The organism is Microbacterium sp. SY138 (genome assembly GCF_039729145.1).
GTDB classification, from domain to species: Bacteria; Actinomycetota; Actinomycetes; order Actinomycetales; family Microbacteriaceae; genus Microbacterium; species Microbacterium maritypicum_A.
In genome coordinates, this window is sequence record NZ_CP155793.1 from 1,825,012 (window position 1) to 1,848,301 (window position 23,290).

Sequence of the window (23,290 nt, forward strand, 5' to 3'; positions counted from 1 at the left end):
TCACAAGCAACCTTTAACACCGTCCTGTGAGGCGGAGAAGGGAGCGGCCGATGAGCATGCGCACCGTGCTGCACGAAGCCGACATCTCACGAGCGCTGACCCGTATCGCGCACGAGATCCTCGAGTCCAATCGAGGAGCCGAGAATCTGGTCCTGCTGGGCATCCCGACCCGCGGTGTGACCCTCGCCCATCGCCTCGGGCTGCTGATCAGCGAGATCGCGCAGCAGTCCGTCCCGGTCGGCGCTCTCGACGTCACGCTCTTCCGCGACGACCTCGCCCAGCACCCGACACGCTCCCCGCAACCCACCGAGATCCCGGTCGGCGGCATCGACGGCAAGACCGTCGTGCTCATCGACGATGTGCTCTTCTCCGGTCGCAGCATCCGGGCAGCGTTGGACGCGATCCAGTCGATCGGGCGCCCCTCGGTCGTGCGCCTCGCGATCCTCGTCGACCGCGGGCACCGTGAGCTCCCGATCCGTCCCGATTTCGTCGGCAAGAACATCCCCTCCGCCCGCACCGAGCGGGTCAACGTGCGCCTCTTCGAGAACGACGGTGCGGAGGAGGTGACGATCGGCGAATGAGACACCTCCTCGACACCCGCACCCTCGACAGGGCCACCGCCCTGCGCATCCTCGACGTCGCCGAAGACATGTCCGACACGCAGTCGCGTGAGGTCAAGAAGCTTCCGACGCTGCGTGGCAAGACCGTCGTGAACCTCTTCTTCGAGGATTCGACGCGCACGCGCATCTCGTTCGAGGCGGCCGCCAAACGCCTCTCCGCCGATGTGATCAACTTCGCGGCGAAGGGATCCAGCGTCTCCAAGGGCGAGAGCCTGAAGGACACGGCGCAGACCCTGGAGGCGATCGGTGCTGACGCGGTCGTGGTCCGGCACCCGGGTTCCGGCGCGCCGCAGACGCTCGCCACCAGCGGTTGGATCTCGGCCGGTGTCGTGAACGCCGGCGACGGCACCCACGAGCACCCGACGCAGGCGCTGCTCGACGCCTTCACGATCCGCAAGCGCCGGTTCGGCGCCGACAGTCGCGGTCGTGACCTGAGCGGTCTGCGCGTGGTGATCGTCGGTGACGTGCTGCACTCTCGGGTCGCGCGCTCCAACGTCTGGCTGCTCACCACGCTCGGCGCCGATGTCACGCTCGTCTCGCCGCCCACGCTGGTTCCGCAGAACGTGTCGCTCTGGCCGGTGCGGGTCGTCTACGACCTCGATGAGGCGTTGGCGGAAGAGCCGGACGCCGTGATGATGCTGCGCATCCAGCTGGAACGGATGAATGCGGCGTATTTCCCGACTGAGCGGGAGTATTCCCGACGCTGGGGCCTGGACGCACGGCGTGTGGCCGGTCTTCCGGCAGGTAGCATTGTCATGCACCCCGGACCCATGAACCGGGGACTGGAGATCTCCTCGGAAGCTGCCGATTCCCCCCGCTCGACGGTGCTGGAACAGGTCACGAACGGGGTATCCGTCCGCATGGCGGTGCTGTACCTGCTGTTGGCAGGAGAACGAGACGACGAACGAGGGGGAGACCTGTGAGCGAGACCCTCGTCATCACCGGTGCACGACTGCTCGGTGCCGAGAGCGCCGACATCATCATCGAGGACGGCCGGATCGCCGAGATCGGGAGCGGACTGCAGCGCTCGGGTGCTCGGGTCATCGACGCAGCGGGTCTCGTCGCCCTGCCCGGACTGGTCGACCTGCACACGCATCTGCGCGAGCCCGGCTACGAAGCGTCCGAGACGATCCTCACCGGAACGCGCGCCGCCGCGGCCGGCGGTTTCACCGCTGTCTTCGCGATGCCCAACACCTCGCCGGTCGCCGACACCGCTGGTGTCGTGGAGCAGGAGCTCGCGCTCGGTGAAGCGGCGGGCTACGCCACGGTGCAGCCCATCGGCGCCGTCACCGTCGGGCAGAAGGGCGAGCGGCTCGCCGAGCTGGGCGCGATGGCCACCTCCCGCGCGCAGGTCCGTGTCTTCAGCGACGACGGCTTCTGCGTGTTCGACCCGCTCATCATGCGTCGCGCGCTGGAATACGTGAAGTCGTTCGGCGGCGTGATCGCCCAGCATGCGCAGGACCCTCGCCTCACGGAGGGCGCGCAGATGAACGAGGGCACGGTGTCGGCCGAGCTGGGTCTCGCCGGCTGGCCCGCGGTCGCCGAGGAGTCGATCATCGCCCGCGACGTGCTGCTGGCCGAGCACGTCGGCTCGCGACTGCACGTGTGCCATCTCTCGACCGCGGGCTCGGTGGACATCATCCGCTGGGCCAAGAAGCGCGGCATCGACGTCACGGCCGAGGTCACCCCTCACCACCTCCTGCTGACCGACGAACTCGTGCGCGGGTACGACGCGCGCTACAAGGTCAATCCTCCGCTGCGTCGCGAAGAGGATGTGCTCGCGGTGCGCGAGGGTCTCGCCGACGGAACCATCGACATCGTCGCGACCGATCATGCCCCGCATCCCAGCGAGCACAAGGCCTGCGAGTGGCAGGCAGCGGCGAACGGCATGGTGGGTCTCGAGAGCGCGCTGCGCGTCGTGCACCAGTCGATGGTGCAGACCGGCCTGCTCGACTGGGCCGACATCGCGCGTGTGATGAGCGCGGCGCCCGCTCGCATCGGACGTCTCTCCGGACACGGCACGCCGCTCGAAGTCGGACAGCCGGCACAGCTCACACTGTACGACGCCGCGGTCGACGGTGTCTTCACGGAGGCCGACCTCCACGGCCGGAGCGTGAACTCGCCGTACCTCGGCCGCGCGCTTCCCGGACGAGTGGAGTACACGATCCACGGCGGCGTGCTCACGGTCGACGGCGGCAGCGTCGTCGAGGAGCTCCGCGCATGAGCGCTCGGGACCTCGCCGTCGCGATCACGATCGCCGTCGCGCTCCTGGTGCTGCTGGTGATGCTTCTCGCCTGGCGACGACGAGTCCGCCGCGATTCCGTGTTCACGGCCCCGCTGGGTGTGCCTGAGCACGCGGAGGTCGCCCGCCGCGACGAGGTGCTGTACGTGTCGACGACACGGCACGAGCAGCCGCTCGAGCGTCTCGCGGTGTCACCTCTCGCGTACCGGGCCCGCGGCGAGCTCGCGCTCACGGATCGCGGCATCGCCCTCTGCCTCGACGGTACCCCGACGGTCTTCCTCGCGAACGACCGGCTCGTCGCCGTCGACCGCGCTACGGTCACCATCGACCGCGTCGTGGAGCCCGGCGGCCTCGTGCGCATCGCCTGGAACATCGACGACGACACCATCGTCGACAGCTACCTGCGCCTCGCCACCGGCGATCCCCAGAACCTCATCTCCGACCTGCAGCGGCTCGTCCCCGCCGCCCCCGACACAGGAGCACAGTCATGACACTCTCGACAACCTCCGGGCAGGCCCCCGCGGCCTCGCTTCCCGATCCCGCCGTCCTCGTCCTGGAAGACGGCACACGTCACATCGGACGCGCCTACGGCGCCCGCGGCCGCACCCTCGGCGAGGTCGTCTTCGCGACCGGCATGTCCGGATACCAGGAGACGATCACCGATCCGTCCTACGCGGGCCAGATCGTCCTGCAGACGGCGCCGCACATCGGCAACACGGGCATGAATGACGAAGACGCCGAATCACGTCGCATCTGGGTCGCCGGCTACATCGTGCGTGACCCCTCCCGCGTCGTGTCGAACTGGCGCGCGAACGCCTCGCTCGACGACGTGCTCGTCGAAGACGGCGTCGTGGGGATCAGCGGTATCGACACCCGATCGATCACCCGCCACATCCGGTCGGCCGGCTCCATGCGCGGCGGGATCTTCTCCGGTGCCGATGCGGCGCTCGATGCCGAGGAGCAGGTGCGCATCGTCCGCGAAGCACCGGAGATGGCCGGGCGCAACCTGTCCGCCGAGGTCTCGGTCGACGTGGCCACCGTGACGACGGCGATGGGGGAGCGGATCGGAAACCTCGCCGTGCTCGACCTCGGTGTGAAGCAGGCGACGATCGACAACCTCGCCGCCCGCGGTTTCGAGGTGCACGTCCTTCCGCAGGACGTGACGATCGACGAGATCCGTGCGGTCGACCCGGTCGCCGTCTTCTACTCGAACGGCCCCGGAGACCCCGCGGCCTCCGGCGACCATGTCGAGCTGCTGCGTGCGGTGCTCGATGACGGGCTGCCGTTCTTCGGGATCTGCTTCGGCAACCAGCTCCTCGGTCGTGCGCTGGGCCTCGGCACCTACAAGCTGCCGTTCGGTCACCGCGGCATCAACCAGCCGGTGCTGGACAAGCAGACCGGCAAGGTCGAGATCACCGCGCACAACCACGGTTTCGCGGTCGAGGCTCCGATCGAGGGCACCTTCGACAGCCCGAACGGCTACGGCAAGGTCGAGGTCAGCCACGTCGGCCTCAACGACAACGTCGTCGAGGGGCTTCGCGCCCTCGACATCCCGGCGTTCTCGGTGCAGTACCACCCCGAGGCGGCGGCCGGCCCCCACGACGCCAACTACCTCTTCGACAGGTTCCGCGACCTGGTCATCGCAAGCCAGAAGGACTCCAAGTAATGCCCAAGCGCGACGACATCAACTCCGTCCTCGTCATCGGCTCCGGCCCGATCGTCATCGGTCAGGCCTGCGAGTTCGACTATTCCGGCACCCAGGCGTGCCGTGTGCTGCGCGAGGAGGGCGTCCGGGTCATCCTGGTCAACTCCAACCCGGCGACCATCATGACCGATCCCGACTTCGCCGACGCGACGTACATCGAGCCGATCACCTGGCAGGTCATCGAGACGATCATCGCGAAGGAGCGTCCTGACGCGATCCTGCCCACACTGGGTGGTCAGACCGCGCTGAACGCGGCGATCGAGCTGCACAACCACGGCATCCTCGAGAAGTACGACGTCGAGCTGATCGGCGCCAACTTCGAGGCGATCAACAAGGGCGAGGACCGCCAGATCTTCAAGCAGCTGGTGCTCGACGCCGGTGCCGACGTGGCGGACTCCCGCATCGCGCACACCATGGACGAAGTGCTGGCGGCTGCCGACGAGCTGGGCTACCCGATGGTGGTCCGCCCGAGCTTCACGATGGGGGGCCTGGGGTCGGGCTTCGCCTACGACGAGGAAGACCTGCGCCGCATCGCCGGCGCCGGCCTGCGAGACTCGCCGACCACCGAGGTGCTCCTGGAGGAGTCCATCCTCGGCTGGAAGGAGTACGAGCTCGAGCTCATGCGCGACACAGCCGACAACACGGTCGTCGTCTGCTCCATCGAGAACGTCGACCCGGTCGGCGTGCACACGGGCGACTCGATCACGGTCGCCCCGGCGCTCACCCTCACCGACCGCGAGTACCAAAAGATGCGCGACATCGGGATCGACATCATCCGCGCCGTCGGCGTCGACACCGGAGGCTGCAACATCCAGTTCGCGGTCGACCCGACCAACGGCCGCATCATCGTGATCGAGATGAACCCGCGCGTCTCGCGGTCCAGCGCCCTCGCCTCGAAGGCCACCGGATTCCCGATCGCGAAGCTCGCGGCCAAGCTCGCGCTCGGCTACCGCCTCGACGAGATCCCGAACGACATCACGGGCGTGACGCCGGCGAGCTTCGAGCCCACGCTCGACTATGTGGTCGTCAAGGTGCCGCGGTTCGCCTTCGAGAAGTTCCCGGCCGCCGACGCGACGCTGACCACGACCATGAAGTCGGTAGGCGAGGCCATGGCCATCGGCCGCAACTACGCGACCGCGCTGCAGAAGGCGCTCCGCTCGCTCGAGAAGCGCGGATCGAGCTTCCACTGGGGCGTGGAGGACCGCTCCGTCGAGGAGCTGCTCGAGATCTCGAAGATCCCCACCGACGGTCGGATCGTCACCCTCCAGCAGGCGCTGCGCAAGGGCGCGACCGTGGAGCAGGCCTTCGATGCGACGGCGATCGACCCGTGGTTCCTCGACCAGATCGTGCTGATCAACGAGGTCGCCGAGGTCGTGCACCAGGCATCCGAACTGGATGCGGCGACGCTCCGCTACGCCAAGGAACACGGCTTCTCCGACGCGCAGCTCGCCGAGCTCCGCGGAACCTCTGAGGCCGAGGTCCGCGGCGTGCGCCACGGTCTCGGCATCCGCCCGGTGTACAAGACGGTCGACACCTGCGCCGGCGAGTTCCCGGCTCTCACGCCGTACCACTACTCGAGCTACGACTTCGAGACCGAGGTCGAGCCGTCCGAACGCACCAAGGTCGTCATCATCGGATCGGGCCCGAACCGCATCGGGCAGGGCGTCGAGTTCGACTACTCATGCGTGCACGCATCGTTCGCGCTGTCCGATGCCGGCTTCGAGACCGTCATGGTCAACTGCAACCCGGAGACGGTCTCGACCGACTACGACACCTCCGACCGCCTGTACTTCGAGCCGCTCACGCTCGAAGACGTGCTGGAGGTGCTCGATGCGGAGGCCGCGAGCGGCACCATCCTCGGTGTCGTCTGCCAGCTCGGCGGTCAGACCCCCCTGGGACTCGCGAAGGGCATCGAGGCCGCCGGCTATACGGTGCTCGGCACGAGCCCCGAGGCGATCGACCTCGCGGAGGAGCGCGAGCTCTTCTCGCGGCTGCTCGACGAGGCCGGTCTTGTCGCACCGCGCAACGGCACGGCGATCGACGTCGAGGGTGCCGTGCGTATCGCCGAGGAGATCGGGTACCCGGTGCTGGTGCGTCCGAGCTTCGTGCTCGGCGGACGCGGCATGGAGATCGTGTACGACACCGCGTCGCTGCGCGACTACTTCGTGCGCACCGCGGGCGAGGTCGTCATCGAGGAGGGCAAGCCCCTCCTGGTCGACCGCTTCCTCGACGACGCGATCGAGCTCGACGTCGATGCGCTCTACGATGGCACCGACCTGTACATCGGTGGCGTCATGGAGCACCTCGAAGAGGCCGGCATCCACTCCGGCGACTCCAGCTGCACGCTGCCGCCGGTATCGCTCGGCCGGACCGATGTCGACCGCGTGCGCGAGGCCACGCTGGCCATCGCCGAGGGCGTGGGCGTGCGCGGACTCCTGAACGTGCAGTTCGCCATCAGCGCCGGCGTGCTCTACGTGATCGAGGCCAACCCGCGCGCCAGCCGCACCGTGCCGTTCGTGTCGAAGGCACTCGGCATCCCGATGGCCAAGGCTGCGAGCCGCATCATGACGGGCTCGACGGTCGCCGAGCTGCGCGCCGAAGGGATGCTTCCCGAGCAGGACGGTTCGCGCGTTCCGCTCGACGCACCCGTGTCGGTCAAGGAGGCCGTGCTCCCGTTCAAGCGCTTCCGCACCGCCGACGGCAAGACCGTCGATTCCGTGCTCGGCCCGGAGATGCGTTCCACGGGTGAGGTCATGGGCATCGACCGCGACTTCCCGACCGCGTTCGCCAAGAGCCAGGCCGCGGCCTACGGCGGCATGCCCACCTCGGGAACCGTGTTCATCTCGGTGGCCGACTCGGACAAGCGCGCCGTCATCCTCCCCGCCCACCGTCTGCAGCAGCTCGGCTTCACGATCGTCGCGACGGAGGGCACCGCCGAGATCCTCTCGCGCAACGGCATCGCCGTCACGGTCGTCGAGAAGTACAGCGAGACGCAGGAGTCGGGCGCGAAGAACATCGTGGATCTCATCAACGAGGGCTCGATCGACATCGTCGTGAACACTCCGTCCGGTGGTGCCGCGCGAGCGGACGGCTACGAGATCCGCGCTGCCGCCGTCGCCGCCGACAAGGCGCTGTTCACCACGATGGCTGTGCTCGGCGCGGCCGTGAGCGGGATGGACGCGGCCCACGAGGGCTTCCAGGTCAAGAGCCTGCAGGAGTACGCGCTGGACCGGAAGGCGGCACTGTGAGCGAACGCTTCGGCGAACGCACACGGTCCGCGCTGAGTGCGCGGGGGCCGCTCTGTGTCGGCGTCGACCCCCACGCGGCGCTGCTCGCCGCGTGGGGGCTGACCGACGACGCGCACGGTGTCCGTGAGTTCGGCCTCCGCACCGTCGAGGCGGCGGCCGGTCGGGTGGGCTTCGTGAAGCCTCAGGTCTCGTTCTTCGAGCGCTTCGGTTCCGCAGGCTTCGCAGCTCTCGAAGAGGTGCTCGCGGCGGCACGTGCCGCAGATCTGCTCGTGATCGCCGATGCGAAGCGTGGCGACATCGGATCGACCATGGACGACTACGCGAAGGCGTGGTTGACGCCGGGATCCTCGCTCGAAGCCGACGCGCTCACGGTGAATCCATTCCTCGGCGTCGGTGCCCTCGACGGGTCCTTCGCCCTCGCCGAAGAGCACGGCAAGGGCGTGTTCGTGCTCGCCGCCACCAGCAACCCCGAGGCAGCGGGCATCCAGCGTTCGATCACTGCGAGCGATGAGACGGTGTCTGCCGCGATCATCGCGGAGGTCTCCGCACGCAATGCCGCAGCCTCAGGCACAGGCGAGTGGGGGAGCTTCGGCTTCGTCGTCGGCGCGACCGTGGACTGGGCGGCCGCAGGCCTTTCGCCGTTCGGCCCGGTCGCCCCCATCCTCGCTCCGGGGTTCGGCGCGCAGGGCGCGACTCCCGCTGATCTCCGCCTTCGCTTCGGCTCGATGGCGGATGCCGTGATCGCGAGCGAGAGCCGCAGCATCCTCTCCGCCGGTCCCGCCGACCTGGCGACCGCCATCACCGCGCGTGCGGCCGAGTACTTGGAGGTGGCGCGTGCCTGACGCGCAGCGTACGGTTCCCGAGGTCGACAGGGCCGCGGCCGCCCGCCGTGCCGTGGAACGGCGCCGCGCCAGGGCATCGGTCAAACGCGACCTGACGATGCGCGTGGTGACCCCGCAGACCGTCCTGCACCGCGCGACGGCCGATGCCGACTCGGTGGAGGGGTCGATGCGCATCACCGACTTCCTGCTGGCGCTCCCCGCGATCGGTGCGGGCAAGCGTGACCGCGTGCTCGATGAGCTGCACATCTCCCCGGTCAAGCGTCTCGGCGGTCTCGGCGCGCGCCAGCGCCGGGTGCTGGAGGCCTGGCTCGATTCGCGCTTCCCGGTGCCGACCCCGCGCGACGCACGGAGCCACCTGTTGGTGCTCGCCGGCCCCACCGCTGTGGGGAAGGGGACCGTCGCCGCGCATATCCGCGAGCACAACCCGGAGATCCACCTGTCGGTATCGGCCACGACCCGGCCGCCCCGCCCCGGTGAGATCGACGGCGTGCACTACTACTTCGTGGACGACGCCGAGTTCGACCGGCTGATCGCCGACGACGAGCTGCTCGAGTACGCCGTGGTGCACAACCGCTCCCGCTACGGCACGCCACGCGCGCCGATCGACGCCGCACTGGCCGAGGGCAAGACCGTGCTCCTCGAGATCGACCTCCAGGGCGCCCGTCAGGTGCGTCGTGCAGAGCCGTCGGCGACGCTGATATTCCTGCTGCCCCCGAGTTGGGATGAACTGGTGCATCGACTGGTCGGGCGAGGCACGGAAGACGCCGAGGAACGGGCCAGACGACTGCGCACCGCGAAGGTCGAACTCGCCGCCCAGAACGAGTTCGACCACCTCGTCGTGAACGAGGACGTCGCCACCGCGGCTCGCGAGGTCGTAGAATTGTCCACAAGCTCTGCGCGCTGAGCGTCTTCGCGCGCCTTTCGCACCGTCTTCGCGACGATCCCGTCGCCTGATCAGGAGGTCTCACCATGGCCGGACACAACAACGGAATCATCGATCCCCCCATCGACAACCTGCTCGACCGCGTCGACTCGAAGTACGAGCTCGTCATCTACGCCGCCAAGCGTGCGCGTCAGATCAACGACTACTACTCCGACCTGCACGAGGGAAACCTCTTCGACAACGTCGGCCCGCTCGTGGACTCGTCCGTCGAGGACAAGCCGCTCACGATCGCCCTGCACGAGATCAACGAGGACAAGCTCCGTCTGCGTCACGCAGAGTGATATTCGAGACCGCGCCTCCCGTCTGTCGGAGGCGCGGTCCAGAATGGGTGCAACACCCTCCTTCCGTCCGTCCCGTTCTGGAGTACCGATGAGCGCCCTGCGTCTGTTCACGTCCGAGTCCGTCACCGAAGGGCACCCGGACAAGATCTGCGACCAGATCTCGGACAGCATCCTCGACGGCCTCATCGCGAAGGACACGGGCTCGCGCGTCGCAGTCGAGACGCTCGTCACGACGGGCCTCGTCCATGTGGCAGGTGAGATCCGGACCGAGGCATACGTCGACATCCCCACGATCGTCCGTCAGGTCGTGAACGGCATCGGATACACCTCGAGCGACACCGGCTTCGACGGCTCCTCGTGCGGCGTCAGCATCTCGGTCGGCGAGCAGTCGACCGACATCGCCCATGGCGTCGACAGCGCGCAGGAGCACCGCGACGGGTCCTCGGTGGACCCGCTCGACGGCCTCGGTGCCGGCGATCAGGGCATCATGTTCGGCTTCGCGACCAACGAGACGCCTCAGCTCATGCCGATGGCCGCGTGGACCGCTCACCGTCTGTCGGAGCGTCTCGCCGAGGTGCGTCGCAGCGGGGAGCTGCCCTTCCTGCGCCCCGACGGCAAGACCCAGGTCACCCTCGGGTACGACGGCTTCACTCCGAAGACCGTCGATGCCGTCGTGGTCTCCACGCAGCACCACCCCGACATCTCGCAGGAAGAGCTTCAGGCTCAGGTCCGTGCGCACGTGATCGACCCGGTGCTCGCGACGACAGGTCTCGATCTCGACGACGTCACCCTCTACATCAACCCCGCGGGTCCCTTCGTCACCGGTGGCCCCAAGGGCGACGCGGGTCTGACCGGTCGCAAGATCATCATCGACACCTACGGCGGAGCATCGCGTCACGGCGGTGGGGCGTTCAGCGGCAAAGACCCGTCCAAGGTCGACCGTTCCGGTGCATACGCCACGCGCTGGGTGGCGAAGAACGCCGTCGCCGCAGGCTTGGCGGAGCGTCTCGAGGTACAGGTCGCCTATGCCATCGGCGTCGCCCGTCCCGTCGGTCTCTACGTCGAGTCCTTCGGGACCGGCACGGTGTCGGATGAAGTCATCACGCGGGCGATCAACGAGGTGTTCGACCTGCGCCCGCAGGCGATCATCGAGCAGCTCGACCTGCTGCGTCCGATCTACGCCCAGACGGCCGCCTACGGGCACTTCGGCCGCGAGCTCCCCGACTTCACCTGGGAGCGCACCGACCGCGCCGAAGAGCTGCGTCGCGCTGCCGGGCTCTGATGGGACCGCGGTCCTGATGCCTCCGGAGAGCCGGCGCATCGCGCGCGTGCTCCTCGATTCGCCCCTGCCGCAGCTCGATCGGCTCTTCGACTACGCGTTGCCTCCCGAGTGGGGCGAGGTGCCGCGTGGTGTTCGCGTGCAGGTCCCGCTGCGCTCCGCCGGGCGTGTGATCGACGGCTATGTCGTCGACGTCGACACCGAGGACGACGCCGACCGGGCGCTCTCGGAAGTCGAGAGCGTGGTGTCGCTGGTGCCGGTGCTTCCGGAGCGCCTGCACACGCTCGCACGCCGCGTGGCGGATCGCGCCGCGGGTTCGGCCTCCGATGTGCTTCGGCTCGTCATCCCCAAGCGCCAGGTGCGCGTCGAGAAGGCCTGGACCGCCGACACGCCGGCCGAGGCGCCGACGGCGGATGCGCTCATCGCGGCAGAAGAGACCGTCGGTCTCTACGAGGGCCTCGATGTCGTGCTCGATGCGGGTGGACGGGCGGCCGTCGAGGCGATTCCGCAACTCGTCGACGGGGTTCAGGGATGGTCCCGGTTGCTGGCGGCCTCGGCGGCGCGGATGCTCGCCGCGGGGAAGTCGTCGATCATCGTGGTCCCCGACAGCCGTGACCTCGATCGACTTCTCGCCGCGCTCGAGGTCCTCGTGCCCGTCGCAGCGATCGTGCGCCATGACTCCCGTCAGACCAACCCCGATCGCTATCGCGGCTTCCTGCGCACGCTCGAGGACGCGCCGTGCGTCGTGGTGGGAAACCGTTCGGCGGTCTACTCGCCGGTCGTCGCCGGCATGGTGGCGATCTGGGACGACGGCGATCCTCTCCTGGGGGAGCCGCTGGCCCCGTACGTCAATGCGCGTGATGCTGCGCTGCTGCGTCAGGAGCTCGAGGGATCGGCGCTGCTCTTCGCCGGGCACACCCGGACGACCGATGTGGAACGTCTGGTCGCCCTCGGCTGGTTGCAGGACGTCAGAGCAACGCGCCGCGTGCTGCCCCGCGTCGTGCTCAGCACGCCCCAGGAGATGGAACAGCCCACCGCCCAGCGGATGCCGTCTTCCGCGTTTCTCGCCGCCCGTTCCGCCGCAGCAGAGGGACCGGTGCTCGTGCAGGTCTCGCGACCGGGTTTCTCGCCGTCGCTGGTGTGTGCGGAATGCCGGGCTCCGGCTCGATGCGCGCACTGCGGCGGTCCGCTCGGGGCGAAGCATCGCGGTGCCGTGCCGGTGTGCGCCTGGTGCGGTCGATCGGCCAGCGCATGGTCGTGCCCGACGTGCTCCTCCACCAAGCTGCGGTTGGCCTCATCCGGGAGCGAGCGCACCGCCGACGAACTGGGTCGGGCGTTCCCGGGCGTGCGTGTGATCGTCGCCGACAGTGCGCACCCGGTGGAGCGGGTTCCCTCCAAGCCCGCGCTCGTGGTGGCGACCCGTGGTGCCGAGCCGATCGCCGACGGCGGATATCGTGCCGTCGTCCTGCTCGACGGCCCACGGATGCTCCAGGCACCCGATCTGCGCGTCGCCGAGTCCTGCCTGCGCTGGTGGTCGAACGCGGCGGCCCTCGCCGCACCCGGCGCACCGATCCATCTGGTCGGAGTGAACGGCGCGGCCGCGAAGGCGCTCGCGACCTGGAATCAGGCGGGCCACGCCCGCATGGAGCTCGACAGCAGGGCACCTCTGCACATGCCGCCGACGACCCGGGTGGCCCTGGTCCAGGGGTCGGCTCCCGCGGTCTCCGGCGCTCTCGCCGCGCTGACCGAGCTCGCGCTGCCTCCCGACGCGGTGCTCGGGCCCGTCCCGGTCGAATCCGACGACGTCCCTCCACGGGTGCGGGCGCTCGTTCGGTTCGACTACGGCGCCGGAGCGCGGGTGGCGACCGCACTGCGCGCCGCGGTCGTGGCCGAAGCAGTGAGCGGGCGTCGCCGAAAGGGACGTGCGACCAAGAGCACGCTCTCCGTCCGCCTCGATATCCTCGAACCAGAGCTCTGACCCTTCCGGAGAACCTTCATGCGCCTCGTCTTCGCCGGCACCCCCGCTGCGGCCGTGCCCACCCTTCGTCGCCTCGCGGTGTCCCACGACATCGCAGCGGTCGTCACCCGACCGGACGCACCTCTCGGGCGTCGTCGGGTGCTGACTCCGTCGCCCGTGGCTCAAGCGGCCGTCGAACTGGGCCTCCCCGTGATCAAGGCCGCTCGGCTCGATGACGCCGCGACCGAAGCGATCTCGGCCCTGCGGGCGGACCTCGGTGTGATCGTGGCCTACGGCGGGCTCGTGCGCGAGCCGCTGCTCTCGGCGCCGACCGCGGGCTGGATCAACCTGCACTTCTCCGTGCTGCCCGCCTGGCGGGGCGCGGCTCCGGTGCAGCGCGCACTGATCGCCGGCGACGAGGTTCTCGGTGCCAGCGTCTTCCAGCTCGTCGCGGAGCTGGATGCCGGCGACGTCTTCGCGAGCCGCACGGTCGACCTTCCCGCGACGGCGACGGCGGGAGAGGCGCTCGAGGCGCTCGCGCTGGACGGCGCCGAACTCACGGCCGACGTGGTCTCGGGGATCGCGGACGGTACAGCGGTAGCGGTGCCTCAGCAGGGCGAGCCGACCTTCGCCGCCAAGCTGACGCTCGCCGACGGACTGCTCGACTGGAACCAGCCGCTCGATGTCGTGTTCGCCCGGTTCCGTGGGGTGACCCCGGAACCGGGCGCGCACACCACCGTCGCCGGGCAGCCGCTGAAGGTGCTGGAAGCGGTCCCTGCGCCGGAGGCCGAAGCGCTGGCCCCAGGACGTCTTCGTGGAGCCAAGACGGCGCTCCACATCGGCACGTCCACCGGACCGCTGGCCGTCACCAGGGTTCAGCCCGCGGGCAAGGGAGCGATGAATGCCGTCGACTGGTGGCGCGGTGTGCGCGGGGTCGATGAATTGGTGGCGGGATCATGAGCGAAGACGGACGACCCCGGCGGCCGCAGCCGCCGAACGGACGGCCGCGTGGCGGGCGGGGAGCGACAGAGGCTCGTCGCGACGTTCAGCGTGGCCCCGTCCGTGCCGTGCAACCCGCGCGACGGGTGGCTTACGACGTGCTGCGCGCGGTGTCCGAGACGGATGCCTATGCGAACCTCGTCCTTCCTCCGGCGATCGCCGATGCGCGGCTCTCTCCGCAGGACGCGGCCCTCGCGACCGAGCTGACCTACGGCACGCTGCGACGACTCGGCACGTATGATGCGATCATCGCCGCTGCGGCGGATCGTTCGACCGACAGCATCGATCCGGCCGTGCTCGATGCGCTGCGCCTCGCGGTGCACCAGCTGCTCGCCACCCGCGTCGCCTCGCATGCGGCTGTCAACGAGTCGGTGAACCTCGTGGCCACAGAGTCCGGCCGCGGCGCATCGAGCTTCGCGAACGCGGTGCTCCGACGTATCACGCGCGAATCGAGCGAGGACTGGCAGGAACGCATCGAGAGCGGGGCACGCTCCGACGACGAGCGCCTCGCTCTGCGTTCCGCACACCCGGTCTGGGTGATCCGCGCCTTGCGTCGCGCTCTGGCGGCCGAGGGGCGCGGAGAGGAACTGGACGCTCTTCTCGATGCCGACAACGCCTCGCCCGAGGTCACCCTCGTCGCCCTCCCCGGCCTGGCGGAGCCCGATGAGCCCCGACTTCCCTACGCGCCGACCGCCTTCGCGTCTCCCGGAGGCGATCCGCGTCGGCCGGTGGAAGCCACGGGCGGTACCGTGCGCGTGCAGGACGAGGGGTCCCAGCTCGTCGCGCTCGCGCTCGCGGGCGCCGCGCCCATCAAGACGGGGGAGCGCTGGCTCGACCTGTGCGCCGGTCCCGGCGGCAAGACGGCACTCCTCGCCGCGATCGCGCGTCAGCACGAGGCGACGCTGGAGGCGAACGAGATCGTCCCGGTCCGCGCGCGACTCGTCCGCAAGGCGCTCAGGGCGGTTCCCGGTGACGTCGTGGTGCACGAGCAGGACGGGCGCACCCTCGCCGCATCGCGGCCGGGCGAGTTCGACCGCATCCTCGTGGACGCCCCCTGCACGGGCCTCGGTGCGCTGCGCCGCCGTCCGGAAGCACGGTGGCGCAAGTCTCCGGCCGACGTCGCCGAGCTCGTTCCGCTCCAGGTGGAGCTGCTCTCCTCCGCCGTCGATGCTCTGGCCCCGGGCGGGATCGTCGCGTACGTCACGTGCTCTCCTCACCTCGCCGAGACGACGGGCGTCGTCAAGGAGGTCCTGCGCGACCGCACCGACGTCGTCGAACTCGATGCGCGCGCGGCCATCGCCGATGTCGCTCGCTCACCGATCGATCTGGCCGAGGAGGGGCGGGAGGGGTCGGGTAGCGCCCAGCTGTGGCCGCACCGACACGGGACGGACGCGATGTTCCTCGCACTCCTGCAACGCTCATCGACCGGGAACCACTCATCTGGGAAGGAAGACTAGGACCGTGGAACTGCCCCGCGCCCCGCGCATCAACCCGAGTATCCTCGCTGCCGATTTCGTGAACATGCAGGCGGACCTCGCCCGGATCGCGACAGCCGACTTCGCGCACGTGGATGTCATGGACAACCACTTCGTCCCCAACCTGACGTTCGGCCCGCAGATGGTGGAACGCATCCAGGCGACCAGTCCGATTCCGCTCGACGTGCATCTGATGATCACCGACCCGGAGCGCTGGGCTCCCGGATACGCCGAGATCGGCGCGGCGAGCGTGACCTTCCATCTCGAAGCGTCGAGCGATCCCGTGGCCCTCGCACGCCGGTTGCGTGACATCGGCTCGCGGGCGGGGGTCGCGGTCAAGCCGGCGACTCCCGTGGAATCGCTGTACGACGTGCTCGACGAGTTCGATCAGATCCTCGTGATGACGGTCGAGCCCGGCTTCGGGGGACAGGGCTTCATGCCCGAGACGATGCCGAAGCTCCGTGCCCTCGCAGACGAGGCGCGTCGGCGAGGATCCCGCGTCTGGCTCCAGGTCGACGGCGGTATCTCCGACCGCACGATCGAGATCGCCGCCGATGCGGGCGCCGACACGTTCGTCGCGGGCTCGGCCGTATACGGCGCCGATGACATCGAGGCGGCCGTCACCCGGCTGAGAGACCTCGCCAGAGCCGCTAGCCTGGAACCGTGAAGACTTTCGACGAGCTGTTCGCCGAGCTCAGCGTCAAGGCCGAGACCCGTCCTGAGGGATCGGGGACGGTCGCCGAACTCGACGGCGGCGTGCACACGATCGGCAAGAAGATCGTGGAAGAGGCCGCCGAGGTGTGGATGGCGTCGGAGTACGAGTCCGACGAAGCCGCCGCCGAGGAGATCTCCCAGCTGCTGTACCACGTCCAGGTGATGATGCTCGCGAAGGGCCTCAGCCTGCAGGACGTCTACCGACATCTGTGATGCGCTCCGTTCCGATCTCCTCGAACTGAAAGCCATCCATGCTGCGCATCGCTGTTCCCAACAAGGGCTCGCTCTCCGAGACCGCCGCCGACATGCTCGCCGAGGCGGGCTACGCCGGTCGCCGCGACCCCAAGACCCTGCACGTCATCGACGCCGAGAACGACGTCGAGTTCTTCTTCCTCCGCCCCAAGGACATCGCCACCTATGTCGGCTCCGGCGCGATCGATGTCGGCATCACCGGACGTGATCTGCTGCTCGACGCCCGCATGCCGGGTGCGCGGGAGATCGAGGCGCTCGGTTTCGCCGGCTCGACGTTCCGCTTCGCCGCTCCGACCGGACGCTACACCGACGTGAGCGAGCTCGACGGTCTGCGCATCGCCACCTCGTATCCCGGCCTGGTGGACGCCTTCCTCGACGAACGCGACATCGCCGTCGATCTGGTGCCGCTCGACGGAGCCGTGGAGTCCGCGGTCCGCCTCGGCGTCGCCGACGCGGTCGCCGATGTCGTCGAGACCGGGACGACCCTGCGCCAGGCCGGGCTCGAGGTCTTCGGTCCGGTCATCCTGGAATCCGAGGCGGTACTCATCGCGGGACCGGTGGATGCCGAGGGCGCGGACACGCTTCTTCGTCGCCTCCGCGGCGTGATGGTCGCACGTCGCTTCGTGATGATCGACTACGACCTGCCGGTCGCCCTCCTCGATGACGCCGTGAAGATCGCCGGCGGCGTCGAATCGCCGACCGTCTCTCCGCTGCGCGACCCCGAGTGGGTGGCGGTGCGGGTCATGGTGGCGCGCTCCCGCGTGAACCCCGTGATGGATGCGCTGTACGCGCTGGGTGCGCGGGCCATCCTGGTCACCGCGATCCACAACGCGAGACTCTGATGACGCTCGCCAGTCGGGTGATCCCGTGCCTCGACGTGGCCGATGGCCGCGTCGTCAAGGGAGTCAACTTCGAGAACCTGCGCGACATGGGCGACCCGGTCGAGCTCGCCCGGCATTACGCCGCCCAGGGCGCGGACGAAATCACTTTCCTCGACGTCACCGCCACGGTCGACGCCCGTGCGACGACCTACGATGTCGTGCAGCGCACCGCCGAGCAGGTGTTCGTCCCGCTGACCGTGGGCGGGGGCGTGCGCAGCGTCGACGATGTCGCACGTCTCCTCGCGGTGGGTGCGGACAAGGTGGGGGTCAACTCCGCTGCGATCGCGCGCCCTGAGCTCATCGGCGAGATCGCCGACCGGTTCGGTGCACAGGTGCTCGTGCTGTCGCTGGACGTTAAGCGTGCTCCGACAACGCGCTCGGGCTTCGTCGTGACGACACACGGCGGTCGGACCCAGACCACCCTCGATGCGCTCGACTGGGCACGGGAGGCTGCGGAACGCGGCGCGGGTGAGCTGCTGGTGAACTCGATCGACGCCGACGGCACGCGTGACGGCTTCGATCTGGAGCTCGTCCGATTGATGCGCGAAGCAGCCTCCGTGCCGGTCATCGCTTCGGGCGGTGCGGGGCGGGCTTCCGACTTCGCTCCCGCGATCAAAGCGGGCGCGGATGCCGTCCTGGCGGCGAGCGTGTTCCACACCGGCGCGCTCACGGTCGGAGATGTCAAGGACGCGCTTCGCGCGGAAGGAGTGCTCGTACGATGAGCGATGCAGACGGGCAGGCGGCTTCGGTGGAGGAGCGCATGGCACAGGTCGTCTTCAACGCCGACGGCCTGGCCCCCGTGATCGTGCAGCAATGGGACACCCGCGAGGTGCTCATGATGGCTTGGGTCGATGCGGAGGCGCTTCGACGCACCCTGACATCCGGACGGGCGACGTACTGGTCGCGTTCCCGCCAGGAGTACTGGCGCAAGGGGGACACGTCAGGGAACATCCAGGTCGTGCACGAGGCGCGTCTGGACTGCGACGGGGACGCGATCCTTCTCCTCGTCGCGCAGACCGGACCGGCCTGTCACACCGGCACACGCACGTGCTTCGACACGAACGATCTCGAGGCGATCGTCGGGACGGATCAGTCGTGAGCTTCGCGCAGCGCGGTCGCGCCCTCTCCGTCTCCGGATTCCTTCTCGCCGGTGCGATCGGCATCATCTCGTCGACCCAGACCTGGCTGACGGTCGAGCGCGCGGATGCGGGCGAGGCGATCCTGGTACCCGGTGCCTCCGCCATGGTGCTGCTCGCTCCGCTCAGTCTCGCGGTTCTGGCCCTCGGCGCGGCGCTGTCGATCTCCGGCAAGGTCGTGCGCCTGATCTTCGGTGTCCTCGCGGCGGCGACGGCGCTGTTCCTCGGCTGGTCGACTCTCCAGCTGCTGATCGCCGAACCCTTCGACGCGGTCGCGGCGACGGTGACCGAGGTCACCGGTCTCGCCGGGGGACTCGCCGTCCACGAGGTCGTGGCGAGCATCGTGCCGTCCGCCTGGCCGTACATCGCCCTCGTGGGCTGGGCGATCCTGCTCGTCGCGTCCCTGGTCGTCCTGATCACGTGGCGGGGATGGAAGGCTGGAGGACGGCGCTACCGGACCGAACACGTCGAGGTCGCGCATGACGGTCCCGTCGACGCCGTGGATTCCTGGGACGAGCTGTCCCGGGGCACCGATCCGACGCGCTGACCCCGATAGACTGATTCCGAACCGCACGTCGTCCCCCCGGAGGAGAACATGACCAACCCGATCGCCGACCCCGGCCACGGACACTCGCCTGCCGCCTGGACCGCCGTCGTGATCATGCTGGTCGGCGTCGCCGCCGGCACCGTCGCCTTCTGCTTCGAGCAGCCCGCCCTCGTCGTGGCCTCGGTCGCGCTCATCCCGATCGGTGCGATCGTCGGCTGGGCGCTCGCGAAGGCCGGTTACGGCGTGAAGGGTCCGAAGTACGCTCCGAAGGCGCACTAATGGTGCTCGCCGACCTGACGGCCGGCGCTGTCGCAGACGCTGAGCGTCGCTCCCTGTCGCGCCCGCTGGCCACTGTCGAGCGAGACGCTCTCGCACGCCCCGCGGCCAAGGACGCCCTGTCGTTCCTCGCACCGTCGGATCGGGTGAAGATCATCGCGGAGGTCAAACGCGCGAGCCCCTCGCGAGGAGCTCTCGCCGACATCCCCGATCCCGCGCTGCAGGCTTCCCTGTACGAGGCGGGCGGCGCCTCCGCGATCAGCGTCCTCACGGAGGAGCGTCGTTTCGGCGGAAGCCTCGCCGACCTCGAGGCCGTCACGGCCCGGGTGTCGCTGCCGGTGCTGCGCAAGGACTTCATCGCCACCCGCTACCAGGTGCTCGAAGCCCGTGCGGCGGGTGCCGACCTCGTTCTGCTGATCGTCGCGGGCCTCGAGCCCGCGGTGCTCCGTGATCTCTTCGGCTTCATCGGCGAGCTGGGCATGACCCCTCTCGTGGAGACGCATTCCGCGGATGAGCTCGAGGCCGCGATCGATCTCGGCGCGCCGCTGATCGGCGTGAACGCGCGAGACCTCAAGACCCTCGAACTCGACCGCGACCTCTTCGGGCGCCTGGTCGATCGAATCCCCGACACGGCGGTGAAGATCGCGGAGTCCGCGGTGCTGACGCCCGCCGATGTCGTGCACTACCGCTCCGCCGGCGCCGATGTCGTCTTGATCGGCGAGGCGCTCGTGACCGGCGACCCGGTCGCCACCCTCAAGAGTTTCCTGGAGGCATGATGAGCCTGCGCGACCAGCACGGCCCGTTCTTCGGCGAGTTCGGCGGGCGCTACATGCCTGAGTCGCTCATCGCCGCGATCGATGAGCTGACGGTGGCCTATGAGGCGGCGATCGTCGATCCGGAGTTCCGAGCCGAGCTCGCGCACCTGCTCAGCTCGTACGCCGGCCGCCCTTCCGCCATCACCGAGGTACCGCGGTTCGCCGAGCACGCCGGGGGTGCGCGCATCTTCCTCAAGCGCGAAGACCTCAACCACACCGGCTCGCACAAGATCAACAACGTGCTCGGTCAGGCGCTGCTGACCAAGCGTCTGGGCAAGACCCGCGTGATCGCCGAGACCGGTGCCGGTCAGCACGGCGTCGCGACGGCGACCGCAGCGGCGCTGTTCGGTCTGGAGTGCACCATCTACATGGGCGAGGTCGATACCGAGCGTCAGGCGCTCAACGTCGCCCGCATGCGCCTTCTGGGCGCGGAGGTCGTTCCGGTCACCTCGGGTTCGCGAACGCTCAAGGACGCGATCAACGACGCCTACCGCGACTGGGTGGCGTCGGTCGAGACCACCAACTACATCTTCGGTACCGCGGCGGGACCGCACCCGTTCCCCGTGATGGTCCGTGATTTCCAGAAGATCATCGGCGAAGAGGCGCGTGCCCAGCTGCTCGACGAGGTCGGTCGTCTGCCGGACGCCGTCATGGCGTGCGTCGGCGGCGGATCCAACGCGATCGGCATGTTCGACGCGTTCCTCGATGACGAGGGCGTCAAGCTCTACGGCGTCGAGGCGGCGGGCGACGGCGTCGACACCGAGAAGCACGCGGCGTCGATCGAGCGGGGCCGCCCCGGTGTGCTGCACGGTGCGAAGACCTACGTCCTCCAGGACGCCGACGGTCAGACCGTCGAGTCGCACTCGATCTCCGCCGGACTCGACTACCCGGGCGTCGGTCCGGAGCACTCGTGGCTCGCCGACATCGGTCGTGCCGAGTACATCCCGGCCACCGACGACGAGGCGATGCAGGCGCTGCGTCTGCTCAGCCGGACAGAGGGGATCATCCCCGCCATCGAGTCGGCGCACGCTCTCGCCGGTGCCCTGCGCATCGGCCGCGAGCTCGGCCCCGACGGACTGATCGCCGTGTGTCTGTCCGGCCGCGGCGACAAGGACATGGACACCGCGGCGCGCTACTTCCAGCTTTACGACGAGGCCGCTCTGGCCCACGATGTCGCCGCGGAGAGCGAAGAGGAAGAACTGGCCGCGAAGGGGGAGCCGCAGCTATGAGCCGCGTCGAACAGGCGATCCAGCGCGCACAGGACGCCGGGCGCAGTGCCTTCGTCGGCTATCTGCCCGTGGGCTTCCCCGACCTCGAGACGAGCATCCAGGCGGCCATCGCCCTCGCCGAGAACGGTGTCGACATCATCGAGCTGGGCCCGCCGTATAGCGACCCGGTGATGGACGGCGCGATCATCCAGGAGGCGACCACCAAGGCCCTGGCGGCGGGTTTCCGGATGGCCGACCTCTTCACGGCGATCCGCGCGATCACGGCGGCGACCGATGTGCCCGTCCTCGTGATGACGTACTGGAACCCGGTCATGCAGTACGGCATCGACCGCTACGCGGACGACCTGCTCGCTGCGGGCGGCGCCGGATTGATCACGCCCGACATCACACCCGACGCGGCAGGGGAGTGGATCGCCGCGAGCGAGCGGACGGGCCTGGACCGGGTATTCCTCGCCGCTCCGACCTCTTCCGACGAGCGTCTCGACCTTGTGGTGAAGTCGTCCACCGGGTTCGTCTACACGGTCTCGACCATGGGCATCACCGGGGAGCGCGCTGAGCTCGATCGCGCCGCCCGCACCCTGGTCGGGCGTCTTCGCGCGCACGGCGCTCACCGTGCATGCGTCGGCATCGGCATCTCCACCGCCGAGCAGATCGCCGGGGTGTCGGAGTATGCCGACGGCGCGATCGTCGGCACCGCGCTCGTCCGCGCCCTGCGTGACGGCGGCGTGCCCGCCCTTGCGGAAGTCACCCGAAACCTGGCCTCCGGCACCTCGTCGGCACGCCCCGATCACGAGAACTAGAATCGCACTCATGTCACTCGCGCTCCACAGCACCTTCACGAACGTGCTCGCCAGCATCCCGAGCCCCACGGTCTCGTACTTCGACCTCGGGCCCATTCGGATCCACTTCTACGCGCTGTGCATCATCGCCGGCATCATCGTGGCGACCTTCCTGACGAATCACCGTCTCACCAAGCGCGGCGCGGAGCCGTGGGTCGTCATCGACATCTCGATCCTGGCCGTGCCCCTGGCGATCATCGGTGCGCGCATCTTCCACGTCCTGACCCACCCGAACGACTACTTCGGGGAGGGGATCAACACCTGGAACCCCTTCCAGCCCGGCTCGGTGTGGGCGATCTGGGAGGGCGGAATCGCGATCTTCGGTGCCCTCATCGGCGGTGCGATCGGTGCGTACCTCGGGTGCCGTTGGACCGGTATCCGCTTCTGGACGTTCGCCGACGCCCTGGCCCCCGGCCTGCTGTTGGCGCAGGCCATGGGCCGCTTCGGCAACTGGTTCAACAACGAGCTCTTCGGTCTTCCCACGGACCTGCCCTGGGGGCTGGAGATCCCGTCCACGAACTCGGCCTTCCCCCCGGGGCTGCCCGAGGGCACGCTGTTCCACCCGACCTTCCTCTACGAGGTTCTCTGGAACGGACTGGGAGTCATCGTCCTGCTCTGGCTCGGCCGCAAGCTCTTCTTCCAGTGGGGCCGTCTGTTCGCCATCTACCTGATCTGGTACAGCGCAGGCCGCATCGTCTGGGAGTCGATCCGCATCGATCCGAGCGAGATCATCCTCGGCCTGCGCAGCAACGTCCTTGCCGCGATCATCGGCGTCCTCGTCGGTCTCGCGATCCTCATCGTCCAGACACGTCGACACCCCGGACTCGAGCCTTCGCCGTACCAGCCGGGCCGCGAACGGACGGACGTGGACGCTGATGTACAATCGCAGAACAATCCCTCTGACTTCGTGGACGTGAGCGAGCCTCCGACCGAAGAAGTCACCGCAGGAGCCACCGCCACAAGCACTGCTCCCACGAGCGAGGACGGCTCTCGATAACGCCGCCTCGTGG

At 69.0% G+C, this 23,290-nt stretch carries 24 protein-coding genes; all 24 read left to right on the forward strand.

The window, feature by feature from the left end; translation table 11 throughout:
* The first annotated feature begins 50 nt into the window (after positions 1 to 50).
* Positions 51 to 581 (forward strand): bifunctional pyr operon transcriptional regulator/uracil phosphoribosyltransferase PyrR, encoded by a 531-nt coding sequence (gene pyrR, locus ABDC25_RS08670; RefSeq protein ID WP_021200615.1) that lies wholly within the window; start codon positions 51 to 53, stop codon positions 579 to 581.
* The gene (locus tag ABDC25_RS08675; RefSeq protein WP_021200614.1) at positions 578 to 1,543 is read left to right on the forward strand and encodes an aspartate carbamoyltransferase catalytic subunit; all 966 of its coding nucleotides are present in this window, start codon (positions 578 to 580) and stop codon (positions 1,541 to 1,543) included. Before pyrR ends, ABDC25_RS08675 begins: the two co-directional genes overlap by 4 nt.
* Positions 1,540 to 2,844 carry a dihydroorotase gene (locus tag ABDC25_RS08680; RefSeq protein WP_029259254.1) on the forward strand — a complete coding sequence of 435 codons (1,305 nt, stop codon included), beginning with the start codon at positions 1,540 to 1,542 and terminating at the stop codon, positions 2,842 to 2,844. Before ABDC25_RS08675 ends, ABDC25_RS08680 begins: the two co-directional genes overlap by 4 nt.
* Positions 2,841 to 3,353, forward strand: coding sequence for a hypothetical protein (locus ABDC25_RS08685; RefSeq protein ID WP_021200612.1), 513 nt, complete (start codon positions 2,841 to 2,843; stop codon positions 3,351 to 3,353). Before ABDC25_RS08680 ends, ABDC25_RS08685 begins: the two co-directional genes overlap by 4 nt.
* Positions 3,350 to 4,528, forward strand: a complete 1,179-nt coding sequence (gene carA, locus ABDC25_RS08690; RefSeq protein ID WP_021200611.1) for a glutamine-hydrolyzing carbamoyl-phosphate synthase small subunit — start codon at positions 3,350 to 3,352, stop codon at positions 4,526 to 4,528. The genes ABDC25_RS08685 and carA overlap by 4 nt, the downstream gene beginning before the upstream one ends.
* Positions 4,528 to 7,815: a carbamoyl-phosphate synthase large subunit gene (gene carB / locus ABDC25_RS08695; RefSeq protein WP_029259252.1), complete on the forward strand. Its 3,288-nt coding sequence runs from the start codon at positions 4,528 to 4,530 to the stop codon at positions 7,813 to 7,815. Before carA ends, carB begins: the two co-directional genes overlap by 1 nt.
* Positions 7,812 to 8,657: an orotidine-5'-phosphate decarboxylase gene (pyrF, locus tag ABDC25_RS08700; protein ID WP_029259251.1), complete on the forward strand. Its 846-nt coding sequence runs from the start codon at positions 7,812 to 7,814 to the stop codon at positions 8,655 to 8,657. The genes carB and pyrF overlap by 4 nt, the downstream gene beginning before the upstream one ends.
* Complete coding sequence (gene gmk / locus ABDC25_RS08705; RefSeq protein ID WP_347125831.1) at positions 8,650 to 9,561, forward strand: guanylate kinase; 912 nt, start codon at positions 8,650 to 8,652, stop codon at positions 9,559 to 9,561. Before pyrF ends, gmk begins: the two co-directional genes overlap by 8 nt.
* Positions 9,562 to 9,626: 65 nt before the next feature.
* Positions 9,627 to 9,881: a DNA-directed RNA polymerase subunit omega gene (gene rpoZ / locus ABDC25_RS08710; RefSeq protein WP_017204385.1), complete on the forward strand. Its 255-nt coding sequence runs from the start codon at positions 9,627 to 9,629 to the stop codon at positions 9,879 to 9,881.
* 88 nt (positions 9,882 to 9,969) lie between these two features.
* Positions 9,970 to 11,163, forward strand: a complete 1,194-nt coding sequence (metK, locus tag ABDC25_RS08715) for a methionine adenosyltransferase (protein ID WP_029259250.1) — start codon at positions 9,970 to 9,972, stop codon at positions 11,161 to 11,163.
* A 16-nt stretch (positions 11,164 to 11,179) separates the two neighbouring features.
* Complete coding sequence (locus ABDC25_RS08720) at positions 11,180 to 13,138, forward strand: hypothetical protein (RefSeq protein WP_029265354.1); 1,959 nt, start codon at positions 11,180 to 11,182, stop codon at positions 13,136 to 13,138.
* Positions 13,139 to 13,156: 18 nt separating this feature from the next.
* Complete coding sequence (locus tag ABDC25_RS08725) at positions 13,157 to 14,077, forward strand: methionyl-tRNA formyltransferase (RefSeq protein ID WP_167254094.1); 921 nt, start codon at positions 13,157 to 13,159, stop codon at positions 14,075 to 14,077.
* Between the two features lie 107 nt (positions 14,078 to 14,184).
* Positions 14,185 to 15,573, forward strand: a complete 1,389-nt coding sequence (locus tag ABDC25_RS08730) for a transcription antitermination factor NusB (protein ID WP_292774857.1) — start codon at positions 14,185 to 14,187, stop codon at positions 15,571 to 15,573.
* Positions 15,574 to 15,577: 4 nt separating this feature from the next.
* Complete coding sequence (gene rpe / locus ABDC25_RS08735; RefSeq protein WP_021200603.1) at positions 15,578 to 16,258, forward strand: ribulose-phosphate 3-epimerase; 681 nt, start codon at positions 15,578 to 15,580, stop codon at positions 16,256 to 16,258.
* Positions 16,255 to 16,518, forward strand: coding sequence for a phosphoribosyl-ATP diphosphatase (locus ABDC25_RS08740; RefSeq protein ID WP_017202142.1), 264 nt, complete (start codon positions 16,255 to 16,257; stop codon positions 16,516 to 16,518). The genes rpe and ABDC25_RS08740 overlap by 4 nt, the downstream gene beginning before the upstream one ends.
* A 38-nt stretch (positions 16,519 to 16,556) precedes the next feature.
* The gene (gene hisG / locus ABDC25_RS08745; protein WP_021200602.1) at positions 16,557 to 17,399 is read left to right on the forward strand and encodes an ATP phosphoribosyltransferase; all 843 of its coding nucleotides are present in this window, start codon (positions 16,557 to 16,559) and stop codon (positions 17,397 to 17,399) included.
* Positions 17,399 to 18,160: an imidazole glycerol phosphate synthase subunit HisF gene (hisF, locus tag ABDC25_RS08750; protein WP_021200601.1), complete on the forward strand. Its 762-nt coding sequence runs from the start codon at positions 17,399 to 17,401 to the stop codon at positions 18,158 to 18,160. Before hisG ends, hisF begins: the two co-directional genes overlap by 1 nt.
* Positions 18,157 to 18,537: a phosphoribosyl-AMP cyclohydrolase gene (gene hisI, locus ABDC25_RS08755; protein WP_347125836.1), complete on the forward strand. Its 381-nt coding sequence runs from the start codon at positions 18,157 to 18,159 to the stop codon at positions 18,535 to 18,537. Before hisF ends, hisI begins: the two co-directional genes overlap by 4 nt.
* Positions 18,534 to 19,121, forward strand: coding sequence for a Trp biosynthesis-associated membrane protein (locus tag ABDC25_RS08760; protein ID WP_021200599.1), 588 nt, complete (start codon positions 18,534 to 18,536; stop codon positions 19,119 to 19,121). The genes hisI and ABDC25_RS08760 overlap by 4 nt, the downstream gene beginning before the upstream one ends.
* Before the next feature lie 48 nt (positions 19,122 to 19,169).
* The gene (locus tag ABDC25_RS08765; RefSeq protein ID WP_021200598.1) at positions 19,170 to 19,400 is read left to right on the forward strand and encodes an HGxxPAAW family protein; all 231 of its coding nucleotides are present in this window, start codon (positions 19,170 to 19,172) and stop codon (positions 19,398 to 19,400) included.
* A gap of 2 nt (positions 19,401 to 19,402) precedes the next feature.
* Positions 19,403 to 20,173: an indole-3-glycerol phosphate synthase TrpC gene (gene trpC / locus ABDC25_RS08770; protein WP_029259244.1), complete on the forward strand. Its 771-nt coding sequence runs from the start codon at positions 19,403 to 19,405 to the stop codon at positions 20,171 to 20,173.
* A complete protein-coding gene (gene trpB / locus ABDC25_RS08775) occupies positions 20,173 to 21,441 on the forward strand; it encodes a tryptophan synthase subunit beta (RefSeq protein WP_347125969.1) in 1,269 nt (422 codons plus the stop codon). The genes trpC and trpB overlap by 1 nt, the downstream gene beginning before the upstream one ends.
* Positions 21,438 to 22,241, forward strand: coding sequence for a tryptophan synthase subunit alpha (trpA, locus tag ABDC25_RS08780; protein WP_029259243.1), 804 nt, complete (start codon positions 21,438 to 21,440; stop codon positions 22,239 to 22,241). Before trpB ends, trpA begins: the two co-directional genes overlap by 4 nt.
* Positions 22,242 to 22,251: 10 nt before the next feature.
* Positions 22,252 to 23,277, forward strand: coding sequence for a prolipoprotein diacylglyceryl transferase (gene lgt / locus ABDC25_RS08785; RefSeq protein WP_021200594.1), 1,026 nt, complete (start codon positions 22,252 to 22,254; stop codon positions 23,275 to 23,277).
* Positions 23,278 to 23,290 lie beyond the last annotated feature (13 nt).